Raw genomic sequence first — 22,951 nt, forward strand, 5'->3', positions numbered from 1 at the left:
TGTTGTACAAAGAATGAGAAAGTTTAGTGAAATGAAAATACAAACAGGATACTTATTGACATTATTGCTGGTTATTTGGATGCCGGTTAATGCCCAAAACAAACAAAAACCACTAGTCATAGAACAGCAGGGCAGCTTTGCTGTAGGAGGAACAAAAGCCACAGAATCGGGTAGCTTTGACCTGGATAGTGCTTTGAAACCACAGGGCCAGACCTTTCATGGGGATCATGCTTATGCCTTTTATCAAATTCCGGTAAAAGCCCGTAAATATCCCCTGGTATTCTTACATGGTGCTGGACAGTCGAAAAAAACATGGGAAACCACTCCTGATGGACGAGAAGGGTTTCAGAATATTTTTCTTCGCAGAAAATTCCCTGTTTATCTGCTTGACCAGCCAAGGCGTGGTGAAGCTGGAAAAAGCTCTGTTGCAGCAACCATCAACCCTACTGCTGACGAGCAGTTTTGGTTCACGCAATTTCGGATCGGAAATTACCCTGAATACTTTCCAGATGTTCAGTTTCCTAAGGACGCAGCTTCATTAGAACAGTTTTATAGGCAGATGACTCCAAATACCGGTGCATTTGATGGGAATGTGATCTCGGATGCCATCTCTCAACTGTTTAATAAGATTGGTGAAGGTATCTTGATTACTCACTCCCAGGGAGGCGGACCCGGTTGGTCTACGGCCATCAAAAATGATAAAGTTAAAGCAGTTGTAGCTTACGAGCCTTATAGCAGCTTTCTATTCCCTGAAGGAGAACTGCCCCCACCGATAAAATCGGCAGGTCTTTTTGGCGAGTTGAAAGGCACAGAGATACCCTTATCTGATTTCAATAAACTGACTAAAATACCTATTGTTATTTACTATGGGGATAACATTGCAAAAGATCCTACTAAAATATGGAACAAAGACCATTGGCGTTCGGGACTTGAAATGGCGAAGATATGGGCAGCCACCATCAACAAACATGGCGGTGATGTGACCGTAATACACCTGCCGGAAATCGGTATGAAAGGTAATACGCACTTTCCCTTTTCTGACCTGAACAATATTCAGGTAGCCGATCAGCTCTCGAAATGGTTAAAAGAAAAAGGTCTGGATAAGTAATATTGGTAGTAATTCCAGTAATACATCTACCATAAAATCTTCTTGTTCTTTGGAACTTTGTATAACCCAAAAAGAAACAGATGAAAAGGTTGACAACCCAGTGGCTGATGATGTGCACTTTCTTATTTACGCTGACATCCTGCTCAAGGGCACAAGAGTCAGTAACAGCTAATACCGTGAAGGATAAGAAGGTATTGATCGTATATCTGTCACGGACAAAAAATACTAAGGCCGTTGCAGAAATTATCCATAAAAGAGTTGGCGGCGATCTGGTGGTCTTGGAACTGGTAACACCTTATCCTGAACATTATCAGACTATGGTAGACCAGGTAGCTGCTGAAAACGCAAGAGGTTATTTACCACCGCTAAAAACAAAGATTGATGATATAAGAAAATACGATGTAGTATTTGTAGGTTTTCCAACCTGGGGAATGCAACTACCTCCTCCTATGAAAAGCTTTTTGAAACAGTATGACCTTAGCGGAAAAACAATAATACCCTTTAACACGAATGCTGGTTATGACATTGGCAGCAGCTTCGAGACAGTAAAACAATTATGCCCTAACAGCAAAGTCCTTGAAAGATTTTCAACGAAAGGTGGCATAGAAAGGGACGGGATTTTATTCGTGATGGAAGGTGATAAGGAAAAACAAGTACAGGTTGAAATTGAAAAATGGTTAAAAAAACTGGCTCTAATTAACTGATAAATTAAGCAAAATGACAATAACTGGAAGCTGGCCTCTATGTCCTTCACGAAGTTATTAACGCCATAATAAACAGAAATGAATATGAATAAACTGATGAAGGCGATATTATTTATAATGACGATGATGGTTGCACCAGCCGTTAATGCCCAAACGGGTACAGACCAAAATTTAACAGCAAAACAACAAGCTATTGTTCGCATTGCTGCGCTCACAGGCAAAGGTGATTTGGCAAAGCTCAAAATGGAGTTGAACACAGGGCTTGAAGCTGGATTGACCATCAATCAGATTAAAGAAACCCTTGTCCATGTCTATGCTTATGCCGGATTTCCCCGTAGTATTCGGGGATTACAGTCCTTTATGACTGTGTTAGAAGAACGTAAAGCTAAGGGCATTAATGATGAAATTGGAGCTGAAGCCTCACCTATAAAAGGTGAACGCAGTAAATACGACCGGGGCAAGTCCATTTTGGACACGCTTTTAGGCGCTCCCCAAAACGGTCCCCAAACAGGCTATTCGGCATTTGCCCCCGTAATCGAAGTATTTCTGAAAGAACATCTATTCGCTGATATCTTTGAAAGGGATGTATTGACCTACACCGAAAGAGAACTGGCAACAGTATCTGTGCTTGCCGGTATCGGGGGCGTGGAACCAATGTTACAATCGCATTTGAACATCTGCCTGAATGTGGGTATATCCCCAGGTCAATTACAACAATTTGTAGGTCTCATCAAATCAAGCATCGGAAAAAAAGAAGCGAAATCACCACAGTCCATATTGGATGAAGTGCTGAAAAGTAAAAAGTAAAATAGAATTTATGAAAAAGCTAACATCAATAATCGCATTAGCCATGTCAGTAGCAACTACAGATATGGTGAATGCACAATCTACTCAAAAAGGAAAACAACAAAATCCTTATACTCTGGTATATGATGGAGCCATTACCAAAAATGAAAAAGGAAAAGTAAACATACATCCTGTGAAATATAAACTGAATGGGATTGATATCGCTGCGAATGTTTATACACCGGCAAATTACAATGCTTCAAAGAAATACCCGGCAGTAGCGGTAGCACACCCTAACGGTGGTATAAAAGAACAGACAGCCGGACTATACGCGCAGCGTTTGGCAGAAGCCGGTTATGTAACCATTGCTGCCGACGCAGCATACCAGGGAGCAAGCGGCGGAGCGCCACGTCATACAGATAAACCTGCAAGCCGTATCGAAGATATTCATGGTATGGCAGACTTTGTAACTCAGTATGCAGGGGTTGATGCAAACCGTTTAGGTGTTTTAGGTATCTGTGGTGGCGGTGGCTATACTTTAAAAGCAGCCCAATCCGACAAACGCTTTAAAGCCGTAGCTACCTTGAGTATGTTTAATTCAGGTGAGGTAAGACGTAATGGTTTTCAGAATTCCCAATTAAACACCATTCAAGAACGCTTAAAACAAGCTTCAGATGCCCGTGCGCAGGAAGCCGCAGGCGGTAAAATGATTTATGCGGGTGTGGCGAGCATTACAGATGAAGAAATCGCAAAAACCTCAACAGATCTATATCGCGAAGGATTCGAGTATTACTATAGAACCCATGCGCATCCAAATTCAACCTTTTTATACACCATGAGCAGCCTGTTTGATTTAATGACCTGGGATGCCACCACTAATATGGATCTAATCAATCAACCCCTGTTGATGATAGCTGGAAGCAAAGCTGATACAAAATATATGACCGATGAAGCATTTCCCAAAGCAACCAATGCAAAAAGTAAGGAACTTTTTCTTATTGATGAAGCGACTCATATACAGACCTATTGGAAACCGGAATATGTGTCGCAAGCCGTAAATAAACTCCTTAAGTTTTATCAAACAAATCTTTAAAACTCAAAATGATGAACATTAAAAATATAGCCATACTATCACTTATTGTGTTGGTTTCATTTTCCTGCAAACAGCAAAATAAGTCGGCAAAGATATCTCAATCAGAAATACAAGAACCAACAGTTTTTGCAAAGGGGAAACAAATAACCAATGATAACTTTACCGGAAATGTATGGCTGGAAAACTTAGTTCAAGCTGACAGTCTCAACCAGAATTCTGTAGGAAGCGTAACCTTTGAACCCGGAGCCAGAAGCAAATGGCATTCGCATCCGGCAGGTCAAATATTATTAGCAATAGATGGTGTTGGCTATTATCAGGAAAAGGGACAACCAAAAAAAATACTTCGTAAAGGCGATGCCATAAAATGTCCGGCAGATATCCCTCATTGGCATGGTGCGAGTACAGATACCAAATTTGTTCAGGTAGCGATAACGGGAAGGGAGAAAGGAGAAACGATATGGTTAGATGCTGTAACCGATAAAGAATACCATAATGAGCCAGGTATTTAATACTGTAAAAAAACCAGGTAGAAATCCATCTACCTGGTTTTAATTATTAACTACCTTTTTCGTTTTTTTATGGATAGTATTTTTATATAAACTTAAAAGCCGTTAAGCGATCAAGATAAGCTACAAACTATGAATCTTTACAGCTGTTAAAAATCTATAAACAAAAGTAAGAATGTTCAAATGATCGATCAACGCTTTCTGAATTTTCCATAAATTATTCGGTTTTATTGTTTTTTGCTTTAATTTTATTCAGTTTTGCTCTTTAACCAATACAACTTTTTAGTATTTATTTAATTTGACATTATGGCTACTGGTTTAGATAATATTGACATCAAAATATTAAAGATCTTACAGAAAGACGCAGCACAAAGTAATGAAACAATTGCTACTGAAGTACACAAGTCTACTGCCACCGTGCATGCACGAATCAGACGATTAAAAGAAAGCGGATACATCAAGCGGATTGTTGCCGTGCTTGATAATCGAAAAATTGAACAAAACCATATCGCATTTTCACAGGTTCTTTTAAAATCACACACTAAAGAATGCCTTAAAGAATTCAAGGAAGAAATATCAAAATTTGATGAGGTGATGGAATGCTTCCAAATGTCTGGGACATATGATTTTATTCTGCGAATTGCCACACGGGATATGGACGACTATAATACATTTTATAACGATAAACTTGCAACGTTGTCCAGTATCAGTACTATACAAACGTCATTTGTGATGTCAGAAATCAAAAGTGATACAGCATATCCATTAAAATAAATGGGATGAATTGCTTAACCTATAGTAAGTATTTACATAATCTTTTGGGGAGTTTCCTGTTATGCTTTTAAAGACACGATTAAAGTTAGTAATGCTATTGAAACCAGTACTATATGCTACCAATGAAATGCAATCACTCTTCTTACCTAATATTAAATTCTTACAGGCTTCATTAATTCTTACTTCATTTAAAAAAGAAATGAATTTACGTCCGGTATGTTTCTTAAAGTACCGGCAAAATGCCTGAGGCGTCATAAATGCAATCTCAGATACATCTTTAAGCGTGATTACATTCTTATAATTTTGCATAATGTAATTAATGATGTTGCTTAGTCTAATGCCTTCAGTTTCCGAGATATTTGAGGAGTAATTGGCCGAGCAAAGGGGTTCAGCACTTTTAATAGTAGTAAAATCATCTAGCAATTCAAGAAATTTGAATAATAGCTCCATGCCTTCAGACTTATGAATAGCTAACAATTTATCAGCTAGTTGTTGGGTACATGCTTTAGGTATCTTAATTCCATTCTTATTTTTTTGAAGAAAAGACTTTGCGCATTTCATTTCGGGCAAATCAAACACCGATGACATTATGCCCTCGGGATTAAAATACAAAGAGCAGGCTTTTATTACTTTACCACTATTGCCGATAAAATATTCTGGATTACTCTTAAATAAATGGGGAACATTGCCTCCGATCAGAAAAACATCTCCTGGCTTGAAAGCAAGCATATTGTTACCAGCAATTAGCATCCCTTCTCCTTCCTCTACCCAGGTTACCTGATATTCTTCGTGACGATGAAGATATGGATAAAAGTGAGGGAGCTTAATCTGTTCAGAAATCACACTTTTATCATTTGGCACTAGCAATGTAAATGGAAATACTTTCATAATGACTAGATTGGATAATTGAATTTAGGCTTATTAATGCTGATAATAAAATTTTAAAAAGACTACCTTACCGGAAGAAAGGCGGTTGTATCAATCGCTGTCTTTTGATTTGAAACGATCTGACTCACCAGAAGACCAGTAGCAGGGCCCAGGCTTAATCCCATCATACCATGCCCTGTGGCAATAATAAGGTTGCTGAATTTAGGACATCGACCTATGTAAGGCAAGCCATCGGGCGAAGATGGTCTGAATCCATACCATACCTCATCGAGTTTTGGTAACTTAGGCTTAAGGTCAGGGAAATACTTAGGAATTGCCTCTATTATACCTTGAACTTTGTTCATATTGATGTTATTATTGATTTTAGCGATCTCCATCGTTCCTGCATATCGGATTTGTCCTTGCATTGGAGTAATGGCTACACGCGCCTCGCAAAGTAATGCAGGAATGCTCATCCGTTGTTCTGGTTCTGTTTCCATAAAAGAATAACCTTTACCGGGCATTAACGAAATATTGATGTTGAGCATTTTGGCCACTGTCGGAGACCATGAACCCGTAGCCAGCACGAACTGATCTGCCTTCCACTCCTTCTCTGCTGTAAATAAAGTGATTATTTTTTGTCCTGCAATATCTATTTTAGTGACCTCATGGTTGCGAACTATATTTACTCCACTTTTTTCAAGAAAGCTAAGTAATGTTTGCATGAGTTTTCCAGGATATAAATGCGCATCGCAGCGGTAATGTACCGCGCCTAGCACATCAAGTTCCAGCTTTGGTTGCAAAGCCTTGCATTCGGCCGCATTCAGCACTGCCATATCAAGGCCCAATGCGGTTGCATTTTTTACCAAATGGGCTTCTTCTTCGGCGGCCTTTTCAGTTTTATAAAAAGCGAGAATGCCATTTTTGGTTAGTTCAAAGTCAAAACCAGGCTCATTGGCCAAATCTTCAAATAGCTGCTTACTAAGCAATGAAAGATCTCTTAAAGGCCTTGCTGACGCTGATACATGCTTTTGAGTAGATTTTTGAAGAAATTTAATCCCCCAGGCAGGTAGGCCACCAGCGAGAGAAGGTTTTACATAAAAAGGACTTTTACTATCGAACATCCAGCGAATTCCTTGCCTAACCATTCCAGGCGCGGCCAAAGGCACAAAATGACTAGGTACAATCATCCCGGCATTACCAAATGAACAATTATCCGTGATGTCGCCCTTGTCGATCACAGTAATTTTATGTCCTTGCTTACTGAGATAGTAAGCCGAGCTTAAACCAATAATCCCTCCTCCTATAATTATAATATCTGCCATATGCTGCTAATTAATATTAAATAACCTGAAAGCCATTGGCATAAGGGTCACTATGATCTATTTTAATTGTATTGTAACCATAAACTCTGGCCCATCCTTCTATACTAGGTATAATGGCATCATATTGTTCCATCTTCAGGGTGTCTTCTACCTTACCGATAAATTTGCTTCCTATAATGCTCTCATGAATAAAAACGTCGCCGGTTTTCAGCTTCCCTTTGGCATGCCACTGTGCCATGCGCGCCGATGTGCCCGTACCACAGGGTGAGCGGTCAATGGCTTTATCCCCGTAAAATACTGCATTTCTCGCTGTTGACGTTGGATCTATGGGATCCCCTGCCCATAATATATGACTACAGCCTTTTATAGTAGCATCCTGAGGATGAACAAAAGTATAAACATCATTAATTCGCTTTCTGATGACTTGGCTCCAGGCAATGAGCTGGGAGGCTGTAAAGTCCTGTATGCCTTTAAAATTTTCCTGCGGATCTATAATGGCATAAAAATTACCTCCATAAGCCACGTCGAATGTAAGGCGGCCAAGGTCCGGGCAATCTACCTGCAGATCTTCTGCAGCCAGATAAGCTGGTACATTTCGAAGTTTTACAGAGATCACCCGATTATTCTTTTCCACATAATCGATCAAAACCAGTCCGGCAGGGGCCTCCATACGAATTACACCAGGGGTTTTAGGCTTAATAAGCCCTTCTTCAATGGCAATAGTAATTGTGCCGATTGTTCCATGGCCACACATTGGAAGGCAGCCGCTTGTTTCGATAAATAGCACTGCGACATCATTATCAGCATCGTGAGGTGGATAAAGGATACTTCCCGACATCATATCATGTCCTCTTGGTTCGAACATTAAACCTGTTCGGATCCAGTCAAATTCTTTCAGAAAATGCTGGCGCTTTTCGCTCATATTTGCGCCTTTAAGAACAGGGCCGCCGCCTGCTACCAAACGGACCGGATTACCACATGTGTGTGCATCCACACAGAAAAAAGTTTTGCTATTCATTAGTCCTTAGTCCATTTATTGTTTACCAATCTGAATATATTTAGTGGATTACCGTCTTTTAGTTCTTCAGGCAATAGCTCATTGTCCCAATCCTGCCATGCCAACGGTCTGACAAAACGCAATACCGCTGTAGTGCCGACGGAGCTAAAACGCGAATCGTTAGTAGCCGGAAATGGCCCTCCATGCTGCATGGCTGCACAAACTTCCACTCCTGTAGGTACCCCATTCAGTACCAGACGACCTGTTTTATCTTTTAATATATTAATCAATACTTCCTGCGCTTTCAATTCTGCTTTTTCTGCCATTAAAGTAATCACTAGCTGACCTTTCAATACCTCAGCAACGGCCTGCAATTCCGTCTCATTATCGGCCACTACCAGTAAGGAATACGGACCAAAAACCTCTTCCTGAAGCTTAGGATTATCTATAAAAATTCCTGCACTTACTATAGCAACTCTGGCCAGTGCCTGATTGGAGGCTTCAATATTCAGATTGCCCGAAGCGGCTAATAAAGCTACCCCATCCTCTGTTAGCGATTCATCAATAAGCTTATTGAAATTAGTATGTATATCAGCCGTTAGCATCGTTGCTGAAGGAATCTCGGCTATGGCTGTTTCTAACTGCCCTATAAAAGCATCCAGGCCTGGAGATTTTATAGCCAATAAAAGACCGGGGTTTGTACAAAACTGTCCTGCTCCTAAGGCAATGGAAGCTGCGTAAATATTCGCGATCTGTTCGGCCCTCCTATCTAGTGCTTCGGGCAATAAAAACACTGGATTGATGCTTCCCATTTCGGCAAATACCGGAATCGGTTCCTTACGTTGCTGTGCGATCTGCACCAATGCCATGCCTCCCTTAAACGAACCGGTAAAAGTGACCGCTTTAGTATCGGGATGTGCTACCAGTTCGGCTCCCGTTTCATATCCTGCATCAAAAAGTATGGAAAAGACCCCCTTGTGCAGGCCAGTTTTTTGAGCTGCCCGATGGATAGCCTCCGCTACTAAAGCACTAGTCCCTGGATGAGCAGGATGAGCCTTTATGATCACCGGACATCCCGCGGCAAGGGCAGAAGCTGTATCACCGCCAGCCACAGAAAATGCCAAAGGAAAATTGCCTGCTCCAAAAACCACAATTGGCCCTAAGGGCACAAGCATTCGACGAATATCAGACTTTGGAAGTGGCCTTCTGTCTGGCTGCCCCTGGTCAATTATAGCATTGACCCAAGAACCCTCTTCAGTTTGATTGGCAAATAACCTAAGCTGACCAGTAGTTCGATCTACTTCACCTTGCAAACGAGGGAACGTCAGACCAGTTTCCGCTGATGCCCGAAGCACCAAAGTATCTCTGATCTGTTCAATTTCTGATGCAATGTTTCTTAGGAATTCAGCTTTTACATCTTTAGAAACGTGTCTGTAACTAAGATAGGCCGCCGAAGCGGCAGCCATTGCATCTTGTACATCTTTCTGGGTAGCACATAAAAAATCCCCGTCCAATATTTCTCCTGTAGCAGGATTTATAGCTTTAAAGCTTGCTTGTTCTTTAATCATACAGCTGCTCTTTCCAACACTCCCCAGCTATTTACCGGCAATTCCGGACGCGCAGCCAATGCATCATTGATGATTTTCAGAACACGCTCACGCTCTTCACCCTTAATGTTCAACCTTGGTGCCCTTACCCTTTCTGTACCAATACCTGTTGCAACTTCTGCGAGTTTAATATACTGAACCAATTTAGGGTGAATATCCAATTCAAGTACAGGCAAGAACCAGCGATAAATGGTTAACGCCTCTGCAATTCTGTTTTGCTTTACTAAACGGTAAATTGCTACAGTTTCTTTAGGGAATGCATCCACAAGACCCGCCACCCAACCATCAGCGCCCATTACAAGGCTCTCCATAGCCAGTGGATCTACACCAGTAAAAATCTTAAACCTGTCGCCAAATCTATTGATCATACGAGTTACATTGGTGATGTCTCTTGTAGACTCCTTTACGGCCTGAATATTTTGATACTTAGCCAGTTCCTCAAACATATCCAGGGTTACTTCTATTTTATAATCTACCGGATTATTGTAGATCATGATAGGTAAAGTGGTGCTTTCAGCAATTGCTTTAAAAAAAGCCAATGTTTCTTCTTTATCAGCAAAGTAACGCATTGGTGGTAAAAGCATGAGACCGCTGGCTCCTAGCTCTTTTGCTTTTTGGGCTGTCTCGATAGCACCTTTGGTAGTAGATTCGGCAATATTTAGCAAAACCGGAACTTTTCCTGCTACAAGTTTAACCGTATGTGCCAGCAGTTCAAATTTCTCTTCATTTGTAAGCACACTCGCTTCCCCTAAGGACCCACCAAGTATCAATCCCTCTGCGCCGGCTTCGAGCTGGGCCTCAATGTTTTTATCAAACGCATTAAAATCTAACTGATCCTCTTCTGTAAATTTTGTAGTTACTGCGGGGAATACCCCTGACCATTGAATACTCATAATCAAATTTCTTTTTATTCAAAAATAGAACTATGAGATTGTGAATAAGGGACAGAAATTAACCGGTATTACTAATAAATTACCAAGATGAGTGTTCCAAATACAGGATGATCACATCGCGTTTCTAATTTGTTCAACATCTTCAACAGCGCGCGCAAGCTGTTTCCCCAGCATGCGTGAACCATCTAAAGTGATCACAAAATCATCTTCTACCCTTATTCCACCAAATGAGCGATATTCATTTACCTTTTCATAGTTAATGTATTCAGGGAATAAATTCTTAGCGCTCCAAATGTCAATTAGTTCGGGAATAAAATAAATGCCTGGTTCAACTGTCAATACATTTCCGGTTTCCAGTTCTTTACCCAGGCGAAGGGATTTAAGGCCGAACTGAGTAGTGTTTTTAATAAGGGTGTCGGTGTACCCAACATACTGCTCTCCCAGGTCTTCCATATCGTGTACATCCAGCCCCATCATGTGGCCAGTTCCACATTGAAAAAAGAGGGCATGTGCTCCTCTTTTCACAGCATCTTCCAAATTACCTTTCATCAACCCAAGTGCTTTAAGGCCTTCCGCTAATTTCAAACATGCCTGTAGGTGTATGTCTAAATATTGCTTACCTGGTTGCAATAGTTCAACCGCACTATGATAAGCACTGAGTACAATGTTATAAATTTCCTTTTGCTGGTTATTGAAAGTCTTTCCAGCCGGGAACGTACGGGTAAGATCTCCAGCATACCCCATCGCTGTTTCAGCTCCTGAATCGTTTAATACAAGATCTCCCTCTTTCAAAGTATTTCCATGAAAATGGTTATGAAGGACCTGCCCATTCACTGTTAGTATGATAGGATAAGCAATATCACCACCCTGGCTAAGTGCTTCCTGATGAATGGCCGCCGCAATCTCACTTTCCTTCATTCCTGGCCGAGCCATTTTCATAGCTAATAAGTGCATGTCTACAGAGATAGAGGCTGCCTTATCGAGTTCCCTGAGCTCTATTTCAGACTTAATGGAACGTTGTACTACAATCGCTTTAATAAATGGAACTGAAGCCAATTTACTCACATGATCTGGTGCCGCATTAAAAAGAGCAGAAAGTTTAATCTTGTTTTCAGCCCTATAAGGAGGAAGAAAATGAATTTCTCTCTTCATTTTCAACGCATGCGCTATGTAGTCGACCAATCCGGATTTATCTCTAACCTGTAAAACGCCCGAATCAAAAGCTTTTTCTTTCAGTGTTTTTTGTCTGCCCATCCATACGATATCATCAATACTCATTTCCTCACCAAAAAGTAGGACCAATTGTTCATCAACATCAATCACTGCTGACAACCCAGGTTCTTTAATACCAAAATAGTAAAGAAATGAGCTATCTTGCCTGAAACGATATGTGTTATGAAGGAAATTAATGGGGCTTTCTTCATTTCCTAAGAAAAGCAGAATTCCAGAACTAAATTTAGCGGAAAGTATAGCTCGCCTGCTGATATATTCGTCTTTATCAAACATCTATTAAATTTTAAAAATCTTTATATTTCTTTTCTTCTCCAACTGTAAAAATAATTTAACAATTGCAGATTAAATAGTCGGATATTAACAAATAACTACACTTTTTAATGCTGTTTTTCCCGCATCATAGAGAACAGTGTACAATGCTAAACACGAATCGAATGCAAATGATGGCGGGTAAATGGAAATTTCAGAACAACCTCAATCTTCTGATTAAAACGGCTTTTAATCGCAGTATTAACCTGTCCTATAATTCTGTTAAACTTATTAACTACTTCTTGAAAAAGCTTCTTTTCTTGGGGCGTTTTAGGTGCATGAAATACAGTTTCAAAGTAAATTGTATCCATTTCACGATAAATTTCCAGGTGTTGCTCAGTATGATTTTCCTTAAGAAAGGTTACGATACGATTGATCAACTGGTCATAATGATAGGCTTTGATATGCGCGTTGGTCATGGAGCGCGGAACGCTAAAATTCGCATAGGTATTTAACTTAAGCTCATTTTCCCTAACTTTTACATCATCAAAATCAAGTGTAAACAAACCTTCCTTTTCATTTATTTCCTTGACAAAAGTGAATACCTGGTCTCCTTCCGGGGTAACATAAATAACGCTGGATAATTGCTTGAATTTCATAACATTTGATATTTAGAGCCCATTAAAACCCATTTACCATAGTGCTATCAATCTAATTTTAGATCAATATCCTTTTCCTCTTTAAGTAACTCCAAATAACTTAAAAGGTTTATCAAACCATAAAATAGATAATTAAATAGGATCGCCCTTATTTTGCCCTCTTTATTCAATTGCTTACTAACACCGATATCATCTGGAGTAAATCTCCCAAGCAATCGTACCACTTCTTCCTGATGAAACTCTAAATAATAACCGAGGTTATTCCGCTTATTAACCCACTCGAGGGTTAGCGCGTCATTTACTCTCTTAAACTCTAGTTTAAGTTCATCTACTCCAAGATACGCTAAAACTATAGGCTTGTATAGGTTTAAATCAAGCATATACTGTCCAATTTTCAACAACTGATTTTCCATAAGACATCACATTTTAAATTAATCATCTTCTTCCAATGGTGTAAAACTATAGCCGCTTTATAAATCCGTCGGCTTATAATAGCTGCTCGTTTTGATAGGGAATTGTTTTTTTGCCAGCATATCTTTATATACATTCCCCGTTGCCACAACCGCACCTCTGTTATTTGTTGTGTAAGTCATACTCGAATCGTGAGAATAGCCAATCATATGGCCAATCTCATGCACGGCAATAGAACAGATATCCATGGTCAGGTAATCCCTTAAAACATGGTTAGCCAATCCAAAAGTAGATCCACCTCCCAATCCGGAAACATTTACAACCACACCACAATTAATTGTGGACATATCAATTATCTTTTTGAAGTCCGCTTCTTTCTGTTCTGTTGTTAATAAAACTTTATTGTTATCCGTGATGGGTTCAGCTACAAATTGGGTTTTTGTTGCATCCGACTGGAATAAATAAGCCAAATTGATAATGAGGCCTGTGAATCTTCGCACGTCTTTTGCATCGATGTTTTCTTTCCAATTATTGTTAGGATCGTCATTGCCGTCAAAATCATGGTACTTGATCTTCCATTTCAATTTAGCCAACAATTTAAGGCTTTTGATCAGATCTGTATTCCCGGTAAAATCAAAAGACACTTTATTTACAGGGATACCTGTTGTCTTGTATTGAGCCAGATCAACTTCCTGATCTTCGCTGTTCAAAAATTTCGTATCCCCTTCTATGAATGGATACTTAATTTCCTGAACAGCATGTGCCCTTATCTTTCCGATCTTGAAAAGTTTGATCGGTTTTGGTTGCCCTTCTATAGTCAAGAGTATGGTGGCATCAACAATATCCACTGGTGCAAAGTTTGCCACTTCTATCGTAGTCGCATTCACGGCTTTCACCCGCAAAACCTTGCCAATTTCATAACGTCTCGACTCTGATGTAAGAAGTTCCATTGACTCTCCGTCTTTGAACATCAAACTGGAATTACTATCGTTATCGAATTTTAATTCGACAGTAGTTACAGGAGCTGGGCCGATAGGGCTTATCTTGTCCTTCTTACAGCTAAAAAATAAAATGAGTACAAATGGTAGGATGATTTTTTTCATAAGGTTTATGTTCAATAGATTTTAATAAAGTATAGGTTCTGGTAATTCCTTAATCAAATATTCAATTTTTCTCGTAAAAGAAAGGAGGAGAATTTGGTCTAAAAGGGGGGATTAATACGTTTTCGCAGATAATCTGACGGGGCAACGCCAAATTGTGAATAAAAAAACCGGAGAAAAATCTATAAAAGATTCTTACTCCGGTGATGTATTGCTAGACTAAATCGAAGGGAATAAACTGTTCGTTTTCTTTACAAAACACGACTAAATCAGGATGTCTGGAGAAAATATCAATGGGAAAAACTGTCCTTCCATTTTATGTCCAGCTTTTATAGGGGGCACTCCCTTAAGCAACGTTTCGTCTGTATTGGATTCAGTGCCGTCAGTAAATACATTTAGAACGAAAGCTCTTCTGGAATGCGGCGATTTATTGGGAAACGAGCCATGAACCATTAAAGGATGATGAAATGTAGCATGCCCTTTTTTGAGTTCAATGGGAACAGGATTAAATTCCGCCTTCTGTTCTTCTGTTAAGTACTGCATCAGGCCTTCCATATCACCAGCCAGGTCTGGCTTGTCCAGCAAGCCCCAATTATGACTCTTAGGTACATAATATAAACAGCCGTTCTCAGTGTTGGCATCATCCAATCCAACCCAACATGTTAGATGTTGCATTGGCCCTGTCCGCGTCCAATAGGAATAGTCTTGATGCCAGGCCACAACTCCTCCGTGTTTCGCTGGTTTACAGAACAACTGGTCATGCCAGAAACGCACTGCCTTATTGCCTAGGAGTTGACTGGCTGCCATAGCGAAGGCTGGGTTCCAGATCACATCGTGAAAACCTTCTGTAATGCGCCAGGCCCCTAGCGCATGAAATAAAACAGCATCAGGATCGGCAGATTCATTACTGTGAAACTCATGAAACAGTTCATTCAATGGGTGTCTGGGATCTACGATTTCCTCCAATTCTTTGTTAAGTCGATCAATTTGCCATTCATCCAGTAACTTTACATTACTGAGGTATCCGAACGCTTTAAAAAAATCCAGTTGTTCATTGTTGAGTTTGTATTGTTCCCACTCAGAAGATTTTGTAGGCCATTTAAACAGATCGGAAATAAGTTGATGCTTTTTTGAAAGATCATTTTTCGTAATCATAGTATAAATTTAAGAGGTACCCGGTAAAGATTGCTGTTGTGATACAATTTAAGAATAATTTCTGGAGAAATGATTTCCTTGATTTGCCAGAATGCAATAGCGAGTGTCCATACAGGATGGACACTCGCTTTAATTTTTCAGAAAAATGCTGCTGTTAATTATATCCTGTATTTTGAGTTAATACTCCTTTTGAAAGATCCACTTCCTTTTGTGGAACAGGCATCAGATAAAATCTATCATTCCATGTTCTTTCCTGAGCCTGAGTATTTTTAATGTTGTTAATAGTTTTCATTACCTGAGGAGCAATCTTCCAACGACGAATATCCATGTAACGCTGTCCTTCTAAGGCAAGCTCTACTCTACGTTCGTTACGAATTACTTCTCTAAGCGCATCTTTACCTGCATATTTAACCCTATCAACTACAGGCATTCCTGAACGCATTCTAACTTCATCAAGCGCATCATAAATTGTAGCATCCGGACCACTAACCTCATTTTTAGCTTCAGCATAGGTTAATAATACTTCTGCATAACGGATTAAGATTACGTTGGCATAATTATCTACCTGAAGGCGATAAATTGCAGGATCCACCATCTTGCGGAAATTGTATCCTGTTAAAGACATATTGGAAGCTCCCTGAACCCAATTAAATTTATAATCATCCTCAACCGCATTCCAAGGTGAATCTTCAAACAGGATAGTCGCGTAAAGGCGAGGATCTCTGTTTTTATATTCGTTTGCGAAGGCCGGGTCTTTAGCAATATACCATGCAGCACGCTGTGCCGGTGTTGGCGGGGTAATTGGCTCACCAGTTTTATAACTACCATAACTATTCACTAATTCCTGAGTTGGAGTTAGTGAACTCCAACCACCAATAGTACCTGGTAATAAGTAAGTATTTAGGAAATTGGCATCCTTTTGGTCAATTTGTTGCCGATCTAAAATTACTTCAGTATTTCCTTCATTTGCTTTATGAAAAAGAGCTTCGTAACTACGCAGACCTAAGCGGAATTTCTTCTCATCAGCAGCATTTGCAAAAGTTACCCATTGGCTATAATCATCTTTAGCATCTATAGCTTCTTCAGCATCTACTTTAAATAAACTATACCCTAGAGTCATGACTTGACTTGAAGCATTTACCGCCTCCTGGAATTGCCCCTCATTTAAATGAACTCTTGCTTTCAATGCAAGAGCAGCTCCTTTTGTGACCCTTCCTTTCTCATTAGGCTTACCACCCGCATAAGCTTGGGGTAAAATCTTTGAAACAGCTTCCAACTCATCTGTAATAAATTTTATTACTTCAGCTTTTGGAGTTCTTTTCACATTTTCTTCTCCTAACTTAACAACCGCTGTGAGTAAAGGAACATCGCCAAATTTATTTACCAAATTGGAATAAAACAGCGCCCTTAAAAATCTTACTTCAGCTTTATATCTCTCCAGTAAAGCATTATCTATTGTAGTTACTTTATCTGCATTAGCAAGAAAATAATTTGCACGACGAATGTCGACGAAACTCCAGCCAGCATCAGTAGTTGAAGTAAGCGTTCCAGCCGAAACATCTGTAGCTGAACTTTCCCATGGATACTGTGCATGGGCATTGTCTGATGCGCCATCCTCATAAATTATACCATCGCCTGGCAATCTATTGTATACAGCCATAACAGCTTGGTATACATCGTTAGGAGTTTTCCAAAAAGTTGCTTCGGACAATTGATCTAATGGTGGTCTTTCCAAAAAGTCCTTTTTACAAGAAGTAACAGCGCCAATTGTTAAAAGCCCTGTAAGTATATATATTGATGTTATTTTTTTCATGATATTCGAATTATTTTAGATTAAAAACCTGCACTTAAACCCATTGACCAGGTTTTCATACCCGGATAACCCCCACGTCCAGAGCCTGACTCCGGATCGTAGTCTGCCAGACGTTTATCAGCCATAATAGTGAATGGATTGTTTGCGGCTCCATAAACTCTTAGTTTAGACAAGCCAATTCGTTTGCTTACATCCTGTGGAATCGTATAACCTAAAGTTATACCTCTTACCCTAAAATAGGCACCACTAAATAACCAGAATGATGAAGTTGGGTTATAATTATGCGCTCCTGCTGCTGTAGTCAAAATTCGTGGAAAATCAGCATTTGGATTAGGATTAGCAACAGTCCATCTGTTTAACCACTGTTCTTTTACATTAGCACCATTAAAAAAGGGATAAGAAGCCTCTTCAGATAAATAAGTTTTAACTTTTGCTACACCGTAAGTAAGTACGCTCAAGTCAAACCCTTTATACGCTGCATTTAAATTAAAACCATAATTTAACCATGGAACATCATTACCAATAACCTTACGATCAGCTGAGTTGATCTTATTATCTCCATTTAAGTCTTTAAACTTAATATCGCCTGGCTTAGTAGTTAAGGTTTGAAAAGCATGCGACGTAACATCTGCAGCATCAACAAAAAGACCTTCAGATTCATAACCATAAAAAGAGCCTATTGATTCCCCTATTTTTTGTATATATCTTCCGTCAACAACTTCATCTCCACCTCCCAATTTAGTGATCTTACTACTTATTATTGACAAATTACCACCAATGCTGAAAGTAAAGTCATTACCTATTTTATTGTTATGAGTGACAGCAAGCTCAAACCCTTTATTTCGGGTAGCTGCGCCATTTGATAAAGGAAGCCCACTATTTACGGCATCAGTAGTGCTTGTATTTACCCCAATGGTAGCAAGGGCAGGAACCCTCATCAGCAGTTCTTTGGTATCTTTAATATAGTAATCGGCAGTAATGTCTAATTTCCCCTTAAATAAACCCAGGTCAATACCCAAATCGGTCATATAAACCTTTTCCCACCCTGTAATTGGGTTGGAAATTTTGTCTGCCCATACTCCACCTTGAGGAGCTTCTTCAAAGCTATATTGGTAACCGGTGTTTAAACGGTCAAAATAGTTTCCGATAAGCACTACCTCCTGGTTACCTAAAGAGCCGTATGAACCACGCAATTTCAAATTATCTATCCAGCCAACGTTTTTCATAAAGTCCTCTTTAGTAACATTCCATCCTGCTGAGAAAGATGGGAACATGGCCTCACGGACATCTTTACGGAAACGAGATGAATAATCAACACGTGTGTTTACTTCAAAAAGGTATTTATCATCAAAAGCATAATTGAAACGTCCAAATACAGAACGCATAGCCCACTCTTCCTGATTGCTTCGGTTTGCCTGTCCGTCTGTATCAGAATTTATATCTTCAGGATTTGAGGAACCAGATACCACAGTGGTCATCTCATTGTTTGGGAAATTTTTACGACCAACGAAAGCAGTTCTGTAAGTATTGCTTTCTTGTGAAGCACCTACTGTTATTTTACCGTAATGCTTACCAAAATTACGTTCATAATCGGCAGTTCCCTGCACTAAAAGTTCTTTTCTTTTCCTCCAATACTCAAGCATGTCGTTCAGTAACCTTTGAGTTGAATTCATTGGTTTACCGGTTAGAAAATCATTAATCGGATTCAGGGTATTATTAAAAGTCCATGAGTTGCCATTTGTATACTTTAAAGAGACTAATCCATTGATCGACAAACCCTTAATTGGGGTTAAAGTAGCATTGGCAGCTGTTTGCAAGTAATTATCACGGTCCCAGGCCTTACTACTTTCTTCAATCCAGCGCAATTGATTACGGCCGGCAGTTTGCGAATTTGCTTTTCCATTGTCAATAGAACCCCATTCACCGTTGCTCTGACGGAGTACAGCGGTAGGAAGGGACCTGTTAAGCTCTGTCCAGGACAAATCACCTTTACGGTCAAAACTTTGGTTAATGAATGAAAAATTAGTCCCAATCTTTAAAATTTCAGGTACAATAGTAGTTTCAGTATTCAACTTAGCAACTATACGATCCTGGCTTTTGTGAGGGATAATAGATTCCTGATTTAAATAAGACAGACCTAAATAGCTATTCGTAATTTTTCCTGGTGCATTTATGTTTAAGTTGACATCACTTAAAGGGGCGTTTTTACGTAGGACTTCGTTATACCAATTGGTATTTGGGTAAAGATCTGGCTTTGACCCATCCTTGTACCATTGGATCTGTTGGTCGGTAAACAGTGCAGCGGCGCCGGCATTTTTTAAAGCTTCATTATAAAGTGTCGTATAATCTACAGAACCTACATATTTTGAGATACGGGTTGGAGATTGCCATCCATAATTTGCGTTTAATTCTACGGTAGTTTTATCTCCTGAACCACGCTTGGTTGTTACCATTATAACACCATTTGCTGCTCTGGAACCGTATAGCGCTGCTGAAGAAGCATCCTTTAAAACAGACATACTTGAAACATCACTTGGGTTTAAGGTTGCAAATTCCTGAGCGGAAGCAGGTATTCCATCAATAACATACATTGGGCTACCTGTACCTGCAGTAGTTACTAAACTACCCCTACCTCTAATGCTTACCGCAGTTGAGGCGACTGCATTACGGCTTACATCACTAGGGCGTTGTAAAATAGTAAGACCAGGAGAAACCCCTTGTAAAGCATTCTGTATAGAAGTTACAGGTCTATCCTTTAATTGCTTAGGAGTTATGGTAGCGATAGCGCCAGTTAAACTTGTTCTCTTCTGGGTACCATAGGCAACGACTACAATTTCACTGAGCGCACTATTCTGTGGTGTGAGTGTTATAATCATTTCTGCTGTGGCATCAGCTTTTATTTCCTTTGGATCATATCCTAAATAAGTGATCACCAGAATTGCGTTTTCATCTATCCCCTTTATACTGAAACGGCCATTACTGTCTGTGATAGTAGCTCTGGTAGTCCCTTTAACTTTAATGGTAGCGCCTGGTAAACCAATGCCCCTCTCATCAAGTACCTTTCCTGTCACATTTATTAACGCTTTGATAATAGTTTCAGGAAAACCAACACTGAAAGGCTTTTTTGAAACAATTATAGCATTATTGCTAAAGGAATAGGTTAGGTTTTGACCTGCAAAAACCATTTTTAGTACTTCCAGGAATTCTTCATCCTTTACATCAATGTTAACGGGTTTGGCATTTTTGAGCACCGACTTGGTTACCATAAAATCGTATCCCGTTTGTAATCTGATCTTGTCAAATATTTTCGTCAGTTTTGCATTTTTTTCAGATAAGGATATCTTTTGCGCAAATGAATTTGCACTGACTTGTAATATTACTGTGGTGAGTAGTAAAATGGTTAGTTTCATAACCAATAGTAAGTTAGTTATGCCCCTTTTTCGGAGACATAGGTTTGAGTTCCAAATTTTGTACATTTGTTTAGTTGGGTTTATAGCGAATGCATGTTCATTGTCCAGATGCCCTGCAACGCTAGGTTAATTGTTTAGTTTTAAATTATTCAAGATACCCATACATGGCCAGGATTTCGATTACAGTCGTTTCCTGGCTTTTTTTGGATTATCGGTGTATGTAATGGTTATTTCATAACGACAATCCTCCTTCCTTCAATTTTAAAATGAACGCCCTGAGTGTCTTCAAGCATTTTCAGCACTTGCGCGATGTTTTTAGTTCTGGAAATGGTACCGTTAAATTCTTCATCAGAGATGGCTCCATCATATTCAACATTGACATCATACCATCTTGAAATTTTACGCATTACAGATTCTATATTTTCATTATTGAACCTAAAGTAATTATTCTTCCATGCCATCACTTCTTCCATATCAGCTTCAACAATATTTATTTGATCATCCCCATTACGCTTAACCAGAGCTTGTTGCCCGGGTTTAATCAATACGCCCGTAGTACTATAGGTGCTTACTACCTTAACGCTTCCTTCCAGAAGTGTCGTTTTTGTATCCGCCTCTTCTGCATAGCCTTTTACATTAAAATGCGTACCCAAAACTTCTATAGTCTGAGAATTGATGGTTACTTTAAAAGGCATTTTTTTATTTATGGAGACTTCAAAATAGGCTTCACCTTTTAGCTCAACTTTCCGCTCATTTCCTTTAAAAACAGAAGGATACTTTAGTGAGGAGGCCGCGTTTAGCCAAACATTTGTGCCATCAGGTAAATGTATCTGATACTGCCCCCCCCTGGGAGTTTCAATAATATTGTAATCGTTGCCGCTTGAACTTTTATTACCGATAACTGTATAAACCAGCTGCCCGTCATTTGTCTTTGTAATCTGCACGCCATTCTGAGCGACTAAAGTCCCGTTCTTCGAATCAGTCAAAATAATCCGCTTTCCGTTCGCCAAAGTCAAATAAGCTTTATTGCCACCTGTTTTAATATGTGAAATAGGAGAAACAAATTGCTTCTGTTTATCAGCGGATCTGTTCGTGTAGATGTATAAACCCAGTGCAGCGACAATGAATACCGCAGCAACTGCAGCAACAGGCTTCCATAAAGCACGTTGCCTGACTTTCTTCTGAGGTAATGCAACTACTTGATCAAAAATCTGATCGGCTATGGTCCGATCCATTAAAATAATTTCTTCGTCGGAGAAGTCATACCAGCCTTCTTCAACAATCTTCTCTAAAGTTTGTTTCAGATCTGGGTTGGCCAGCAAAGACTTCCATTCCAGTTGCTCCTGCGTCGTTAGCGTACCTGCCACATAGTGCTGATACAAAATACGTAATCTATATTTGGTCATTTTTTTGCTTAGTAAAAGGATGATATCAATACATTAGACAATACCCTTTTTTATTAAGACGAGTGAAGATAAAAACCGGGGGTATTAAAAATGTTTTTTTTTTACAACAGTTTAAAAATGATGAGCAGAACAGTTATATCTGTATGGGCTTTTATATAGTTCCGTAAAAATCTTAATGCTAGTTTCATATAACTTTGAACTGTTAAGACTGAAAGATTTAAGCGGTTAGCTGCTTCTTCATATTTTAATCCTTCCAGATGACACAGCTGATACACCAGTTTCTGCTGCTGAGGTAATAAGGACACTCCATCATTTAGTATTTTTCGTACATCATTTAATAGTATTTGTTCCTCAGTCTCGTTGTGACTTTCTTCCCATGTATTTCCAAGTTTACCGTCGGTTTTGAGCTCAAGTTCTTTGCGTTTGAGCAAATCTATAGCACAGTTACGCGCAATTCTCTTTAAATAGCTATCCAGGTTATTGATATTGATCACACCCGGTCCCATTAGCCAAAGTTTAAGCATACTCTCCTGCACTACTTCTTCAGCCAGAAGCTGGGAATGCAAAATCCTGATAGAAAAGGTATAAACTTTGTTATAGTATTTCTGATAAATATTTCTAAATGCCTGATGATCCCCATCTGCCACTTTTGCGAGCAGGGTGCATTCAGTCACTACGTTTTCATTTAAATGAATGATCATTTATGGATTAATCAATATCTCCCTAAGACGAAAAAAAATAATTTTAGACATTTGCTTTGTCAATGTTAACCATAAATTTTAAAAGTACAACCACAAGCTTTACTATTTTTTAGAAATTAGCTGCTCAGCAGTCAGGAAATATGATTTTAGGTCT

The 22,951-nt window shown here is 39.4% G+C and carries 20 protein-coding genes; 6 read left to right on the forward strand and 14 right to left on the reverse strand.

The window, feature by feature from the left end:
• The first annotated feature begins 13 nt into the window (after positions 1-13).
• The 6 genes from B9A18_RS23560 to B9A18_RS23585 all read left to right on the forward strand — a co-directional run bounded on the left by B9A18_RS23560 (position 14) and on the right by B9A18_RS23585 (position 4,971).
• Positions 14-1,108 carry an alpha/beta hydrolase gene (locus tag B9A18_RS23560; protein WP_084292168.1) on the forward strand — a complete coding sequence of 365 codons (1,095 nt, stop codon included), beginning with the start codon at positions 14-16 and terminating at the stop codon, positions 1,106-1,108.
• 80 nt (positions 1,109-1,188) lie between these two features.
• On the forward strand, positions 1,189-1,812 hold the full coding sequence (locus B9A18_RS23565) for a flavodoxin (RefSeq protein WP_084292170.1): 624 nt from the start codon (positions 1,189-1,191) through the stop codon (positions 1,810-1,812).
• An 84-nt stretch (positions 1,813-1,896) separates the two neighbouring features.
• Positions 1,897-2,619, forward strand: a complete 723-nt coding sequence (locus B9A18_RS23570) for a carboxymuconolactone decarboxylase family protein (RefSeq protein ID WP_235005427.1) — start codon at positions 1,897-1,899, stop codon at positions 2,617-2,619.
• 10 nt (positions 2,620-2,629) lie between these two features.
• A complete protein-coding gene (locus B9A18_RS23575) occupies positions 2,630-3,691 on the forward strand; it encodes an alpha/beta hydrolase (RefSeq protein ID WP_084292172.1) in 1,062 nt (353 codons plus the stop codon).
• A gap of 8 nt (positions 3,692-3,699) precedes the next feature.
• Positions 3,700-4,200: a cupin domain-containing protein gene (locus B9A18_RS23580; protein ID WP_235005428.1), complete on the forward strand. Its 501-nt coding sequence runs from the start codon at positions 3,700-3,702 to the stop codon at positions 4,198-4,200.
• A gap of 303 nt (positions 4,201-4,503) precedes the next feature.
• Positions 4,504-4,971, forward strand: coding sequence for an Lrp/AsnC family transcriptional regulator (locus B9A18_RS23585; protein ID WP_084292174.1), 468 nt, complete (start codon positions 4,504-4,506; stop codon positions 4,969-4,971).
• On the opposite strand, the gene B9A18_RS23590 is transcribed toward B9A18_RS23585, so the two are convergent.
• The 14 genes from B9A18_RS23590 to B9A18_RS23655 all read right to left on the reverse strand — a co-directional run bounded on the left by B9A18_RS23590 (position 4,963) and on the right by B9A18_RS23655 (position 22,797).
• Entirely contained in the window at positions 4,963-5,859 is an 897-nt protein-coding gene (locus tag B9A18_RS23590; RefSeq protein WP_084292176.1) for an AraC family transcriptional regulator, read from the reverse strand. The genes B9A18_RS23585 and B9A18_RS23590 overlap by 9 nt on opposite strands.
• A gap of 62 nt (positions 5,860-5,921) precedes the next feature.
• Positions 5,922-7,163 (reverse strand): NAD(P)/FAD-dependent oxidoreductase, encoded by a 1,242-nt coding sequence (locus tag B9A18_RS23595; RefSeq protein ID WP_084292178.1) that lies wholly within the window; start codon positions 7,161-7,163, stop codon positions 5,922-5,924.
• Between the two features lie 16 nt (positions 7,164-7,179).
• Complete coding sequence (locus B9A18_RS23600; protein WP_084292180.1) at positions 7,180-8,181, reverse strand: 4-hydroxyproline epimerase; 1,002 nt, start codon at positions 8,179-8,181, stop codon at positions 7,180-7,182.
• Positions 8,181-9,728 carry an aldehyde dehydrogenase (NADP(+)) gene (locus B9A18_RS23605; RefSeq protein WP_084292182.1) on the reverse strand — a complete coding sequence of 516 codons (1,548 nt, stop codon included), beginning with the start codon at positions 9,726-9,728 and terminating at the stop codon, positions 8,181-8,183. Before B9A18_RS23605 ends, B9A18_RS23600 begins: the two co-directional genes overlap by 1 nt.
• On the reverse strand, positions 9,725-10,660 hold the full coding sequence (locus B9A18_RS23610) for a dihydrodipicolinate synthase family protein (protein ID WP_084292183.1): 936 nt from the start codon (positions 10,658-10,660) through the stop codon (positions 9,725-9,727). The genes B9A18_RS23605 and B9A18_RS23610 overlap by 4 nt, the downstream gene beginning before the upstream one ends.
• 111 nt (positions 10,661-10,771) lie before the next feature.
• Entirely contained in the window at positions 10,772-12,166 is a 1,395-nt protein-coding gene (locus B9A18_RS23615) for an aminopeptidase P family protein (protein ID WP_084292185.1), read from the reverse strand.
• 146 nt (positions 12,167-12,312) lie between these two features.
• Positions 12,313-12,801, reverse strand: a complete 489-nt coding sequence (locus B9A18_RS23620; protein WP_084292187.1) for a hypothetical protein — start codon at positions 12,799-12,801, stop codon at positions 12,313-12,315.
• A gap of 47 nt (positions 12,802-12,848) precedes the next feature.
• Positions 12,849-13,214, reverse strand: coding sequence for a hypothetical protein (locus B9A18_RS23625; RefSeq protein ID WP_084292189.1), 366 nt, complete (start codon positions 13,212-13,214; stop codon positions 12,849-12,851).
• Positions 13,215-13,271: 57 nt separating this feature from the next.
• A complete protein-coding gene (locus B9A18_RS23630; RefSeq protein ID WP_084292191.1) occupies positions 13,272-14,315 on the reverse strand; it encodes a hypothetical protein in 1,044 nt (347 codons plus the stop codon).
• A 261-nt stretch (positions 14,316-14,576) separates the two neighbouring features.
• A complete protein-coding gene (locus B9A18_RS23635) occupies positions 14,577-15,467 on the reverse strand; it encodes a phytanoyl-CoA dioxygenase family protein (RefSeq protein ID WP_084292193.1) in 891 nt (296 codons plus the stop codon).
• A 154-nt stretch (positions 15,468-15,621) separates the two neighbouring features.
• Entirely contained in the window at positions 15,622-17,280 is a 1,659-nt protein-coding gene (locus tag B9A18_RS23640) for a RagB/SusD family nutrient uptake outer membrane protein (RefSeq protein ID WP_084292195.1), read from the reverse strand.
• Positions 17,281-17,300: 20 nt separating this feature from the next.
• Positions 17,301-20,690, reverse strand: coding sequence for a TonB-dependent receptor (locus B9A18_RS23645; RefSeq protein WP_159452739.1), 3,390 nt, complete (start codon positions 20,688-20,690; stop codon positions 17,301-17,303).
• A gap of 227 nt (positions 20,691-20,917) precedes the next feature.
• On the reverse strand, positions 20,918-22,096 hold the full coding sequence (locus B9A18_RS23650) for a FecR family protein (RefSeq protein WP_084292199.1): 1,179 nt from the start codon (positions 22,094-22,096) through the stop codon (positions 20,918-20,920).
• 101 nt (positions 22,097-22,197) lie between these two features.
• Positions 22,198-22,797, reverse strand: coding sequence for an RNA polymerase sigma factor (locus B9A18_RS23655; RefSeq protein WP_084292201.1), 600 nt, complete (start codon positions 22,795-22,797; stop codon positions 22,198-22,200).
• Positions 22,798-22,951: the final 154 nt, after the last annotated feature.

The sequence above is a fragment of the Pedobacter nyackensis genome (genome assembly GCF_900176505.1).
Taxonomy (GTDB): Bacteria; Bacteroidota; Bacteroidia; order Sphingobacteriales; family Sphingobacteriaceae; genus Pedobacter; species Pedobacter nyackensis.

Excerpts from the sequence above, each read along its gene's own strand:
- B9A18_RS23590 (WP_084292176.1), bottom strand. The coding sequence starts at position 5,859 with ATGAAAGTATTTCCATTTACATTGCTAGTGCCAAATGATAAAAGTGTG.
- B9A18_RS23595 (WP_084292178.1), bottom strand. The coding sequence starts at position 7,163 with ATGGCAGATATTATAATTATAGGAGGAGGGATTATTGGTTTAAGCTCG.
- B9A18_RS23570 (WP_235005427.1), top strand. The coding sequence starts at position 1,897 with ATGAATAAACTGATGAAGGCGATATTATTTATAATGACGATGATGGTT.
- B9A18_RS23575 (WP_084292172.1), top strand. The coding sequence starts at position 2,630 with ATGAAAAAGCTAACATCAATAATCGCATTAGCCATGTCAGTAGCAACT.
- B9A18_RS23580 (WP_235005428.1), top strand. The coding sequence starts at position 3,700 with ATGATGAACATTAAAAATATAGCCATACTATCACTTATTGTGTTGGTT.
- B9A18_RS23615 (WP_084292185.1), bottom strand. The coding sequence starts at position 12,166 with ATGTTTGATAAAGACGAATATATCAGCAGGCGAGCTATACTTTCCGCT.
- B9A18_RS23560 (WP_084292168.1), top strand. The coding sequence starts at position 14 with ATGAGAAAGTTTAGTGAAATGAAAATACAAACAGGATACTTATTGACA.
- B9A18_RS23630 (WP_084292191.1), bottom strand. The coding sequence starts at position 14,315 with ATGAAAAAAATCATCCTACCATTTGTACTCATTTTATTTTTTAGCTGT.
- B9A18_RS23605 (WP_084292182.1), bottom strand. The coding sequence starts at position 9,728 with ATGATTAAAGAACAAGCAAGCTTTAAAGCTATAAATCCTGCTACAGGA.
- B9A18_RS23640 (WP_084292195.1), bottom strand. The coding sequence starts at position 17,280 with ATGAAAAAAATAACATCAATATATATACTTACAGGGCTTTTAACAATT.
- B9A18_RS23635 (WP_084292193.1), bottom strand. The coding sequence starts at position 15,467 with ATGATTACGAAAAATGATCTTTCAAAAAAGCATCAACTTATTTCCGAT.
- B9A18_RS23565 (WP_084292170.1), top strand. The coding sequence starts at position 1,189 with ATGAAAAGGTTGACAACCCAGTGGCTGATGATGTGCACTTTCTTATTT.
- B9A18_RS23620 (WP_084292187.1), bottom strand. The coding sequence starts at position 12,801 with ATGAAATTCAAGCAATTATCCAGCGTTATTTATGTTACCCCGGAAGGA.
- B9A18_RS23655 (WP_084292201.1), bottom strand. The coding sequence starts at position 22,797 with ATGATCATTCATTTAAATGAAAACGTAGTGACTGAATGCACCCTGCTC.
- B9A18_RS23625 (WP_084292189.1), bottom strand. The coding sequence starts at position 13,214 with ATGGAAAATCAGTTGTTGAAAATTGGACAGTATATGCTTGATTTAAAC.
- B9A18_RS23585 (WP_084292174.1), top strand. The coding sequence starts at position 4,504 with ATGGCTACTGGTTTAGATAATATTGACATCAAAATATTAAAGATCTTA.
- B9A18_RS23600 (WP_084292180.1), bottom strand. The coding sequence starts at position 8,181 with ATGAATAGCAAAACTTTTTTCTGTGTGGATGCACACACATGTGGTAAT.
- B9A18_RS23645 (WP_159452739.1), bottom strand. The coding sequence starts at position 20,690 with ATGAAACTAACCATTTTACTACTCACCACAGTAATATTACAAGTCAGT.
- B9A18_RS23610 (WP_084292183.1), bottom strand. The coding sequence starts at position 10,660 with ATGAGTATTCAATGGTCAGGGGTATTCCCCGCAGTAACTACAAAATTT.
- B9A18_RS23650 (WP_084292199.1), bottom strand. The coding sequence starts at position 22,096 with ATGACCAAATATAGATTACGTATTTTGTATCAGCACTATGTGGCAGGT.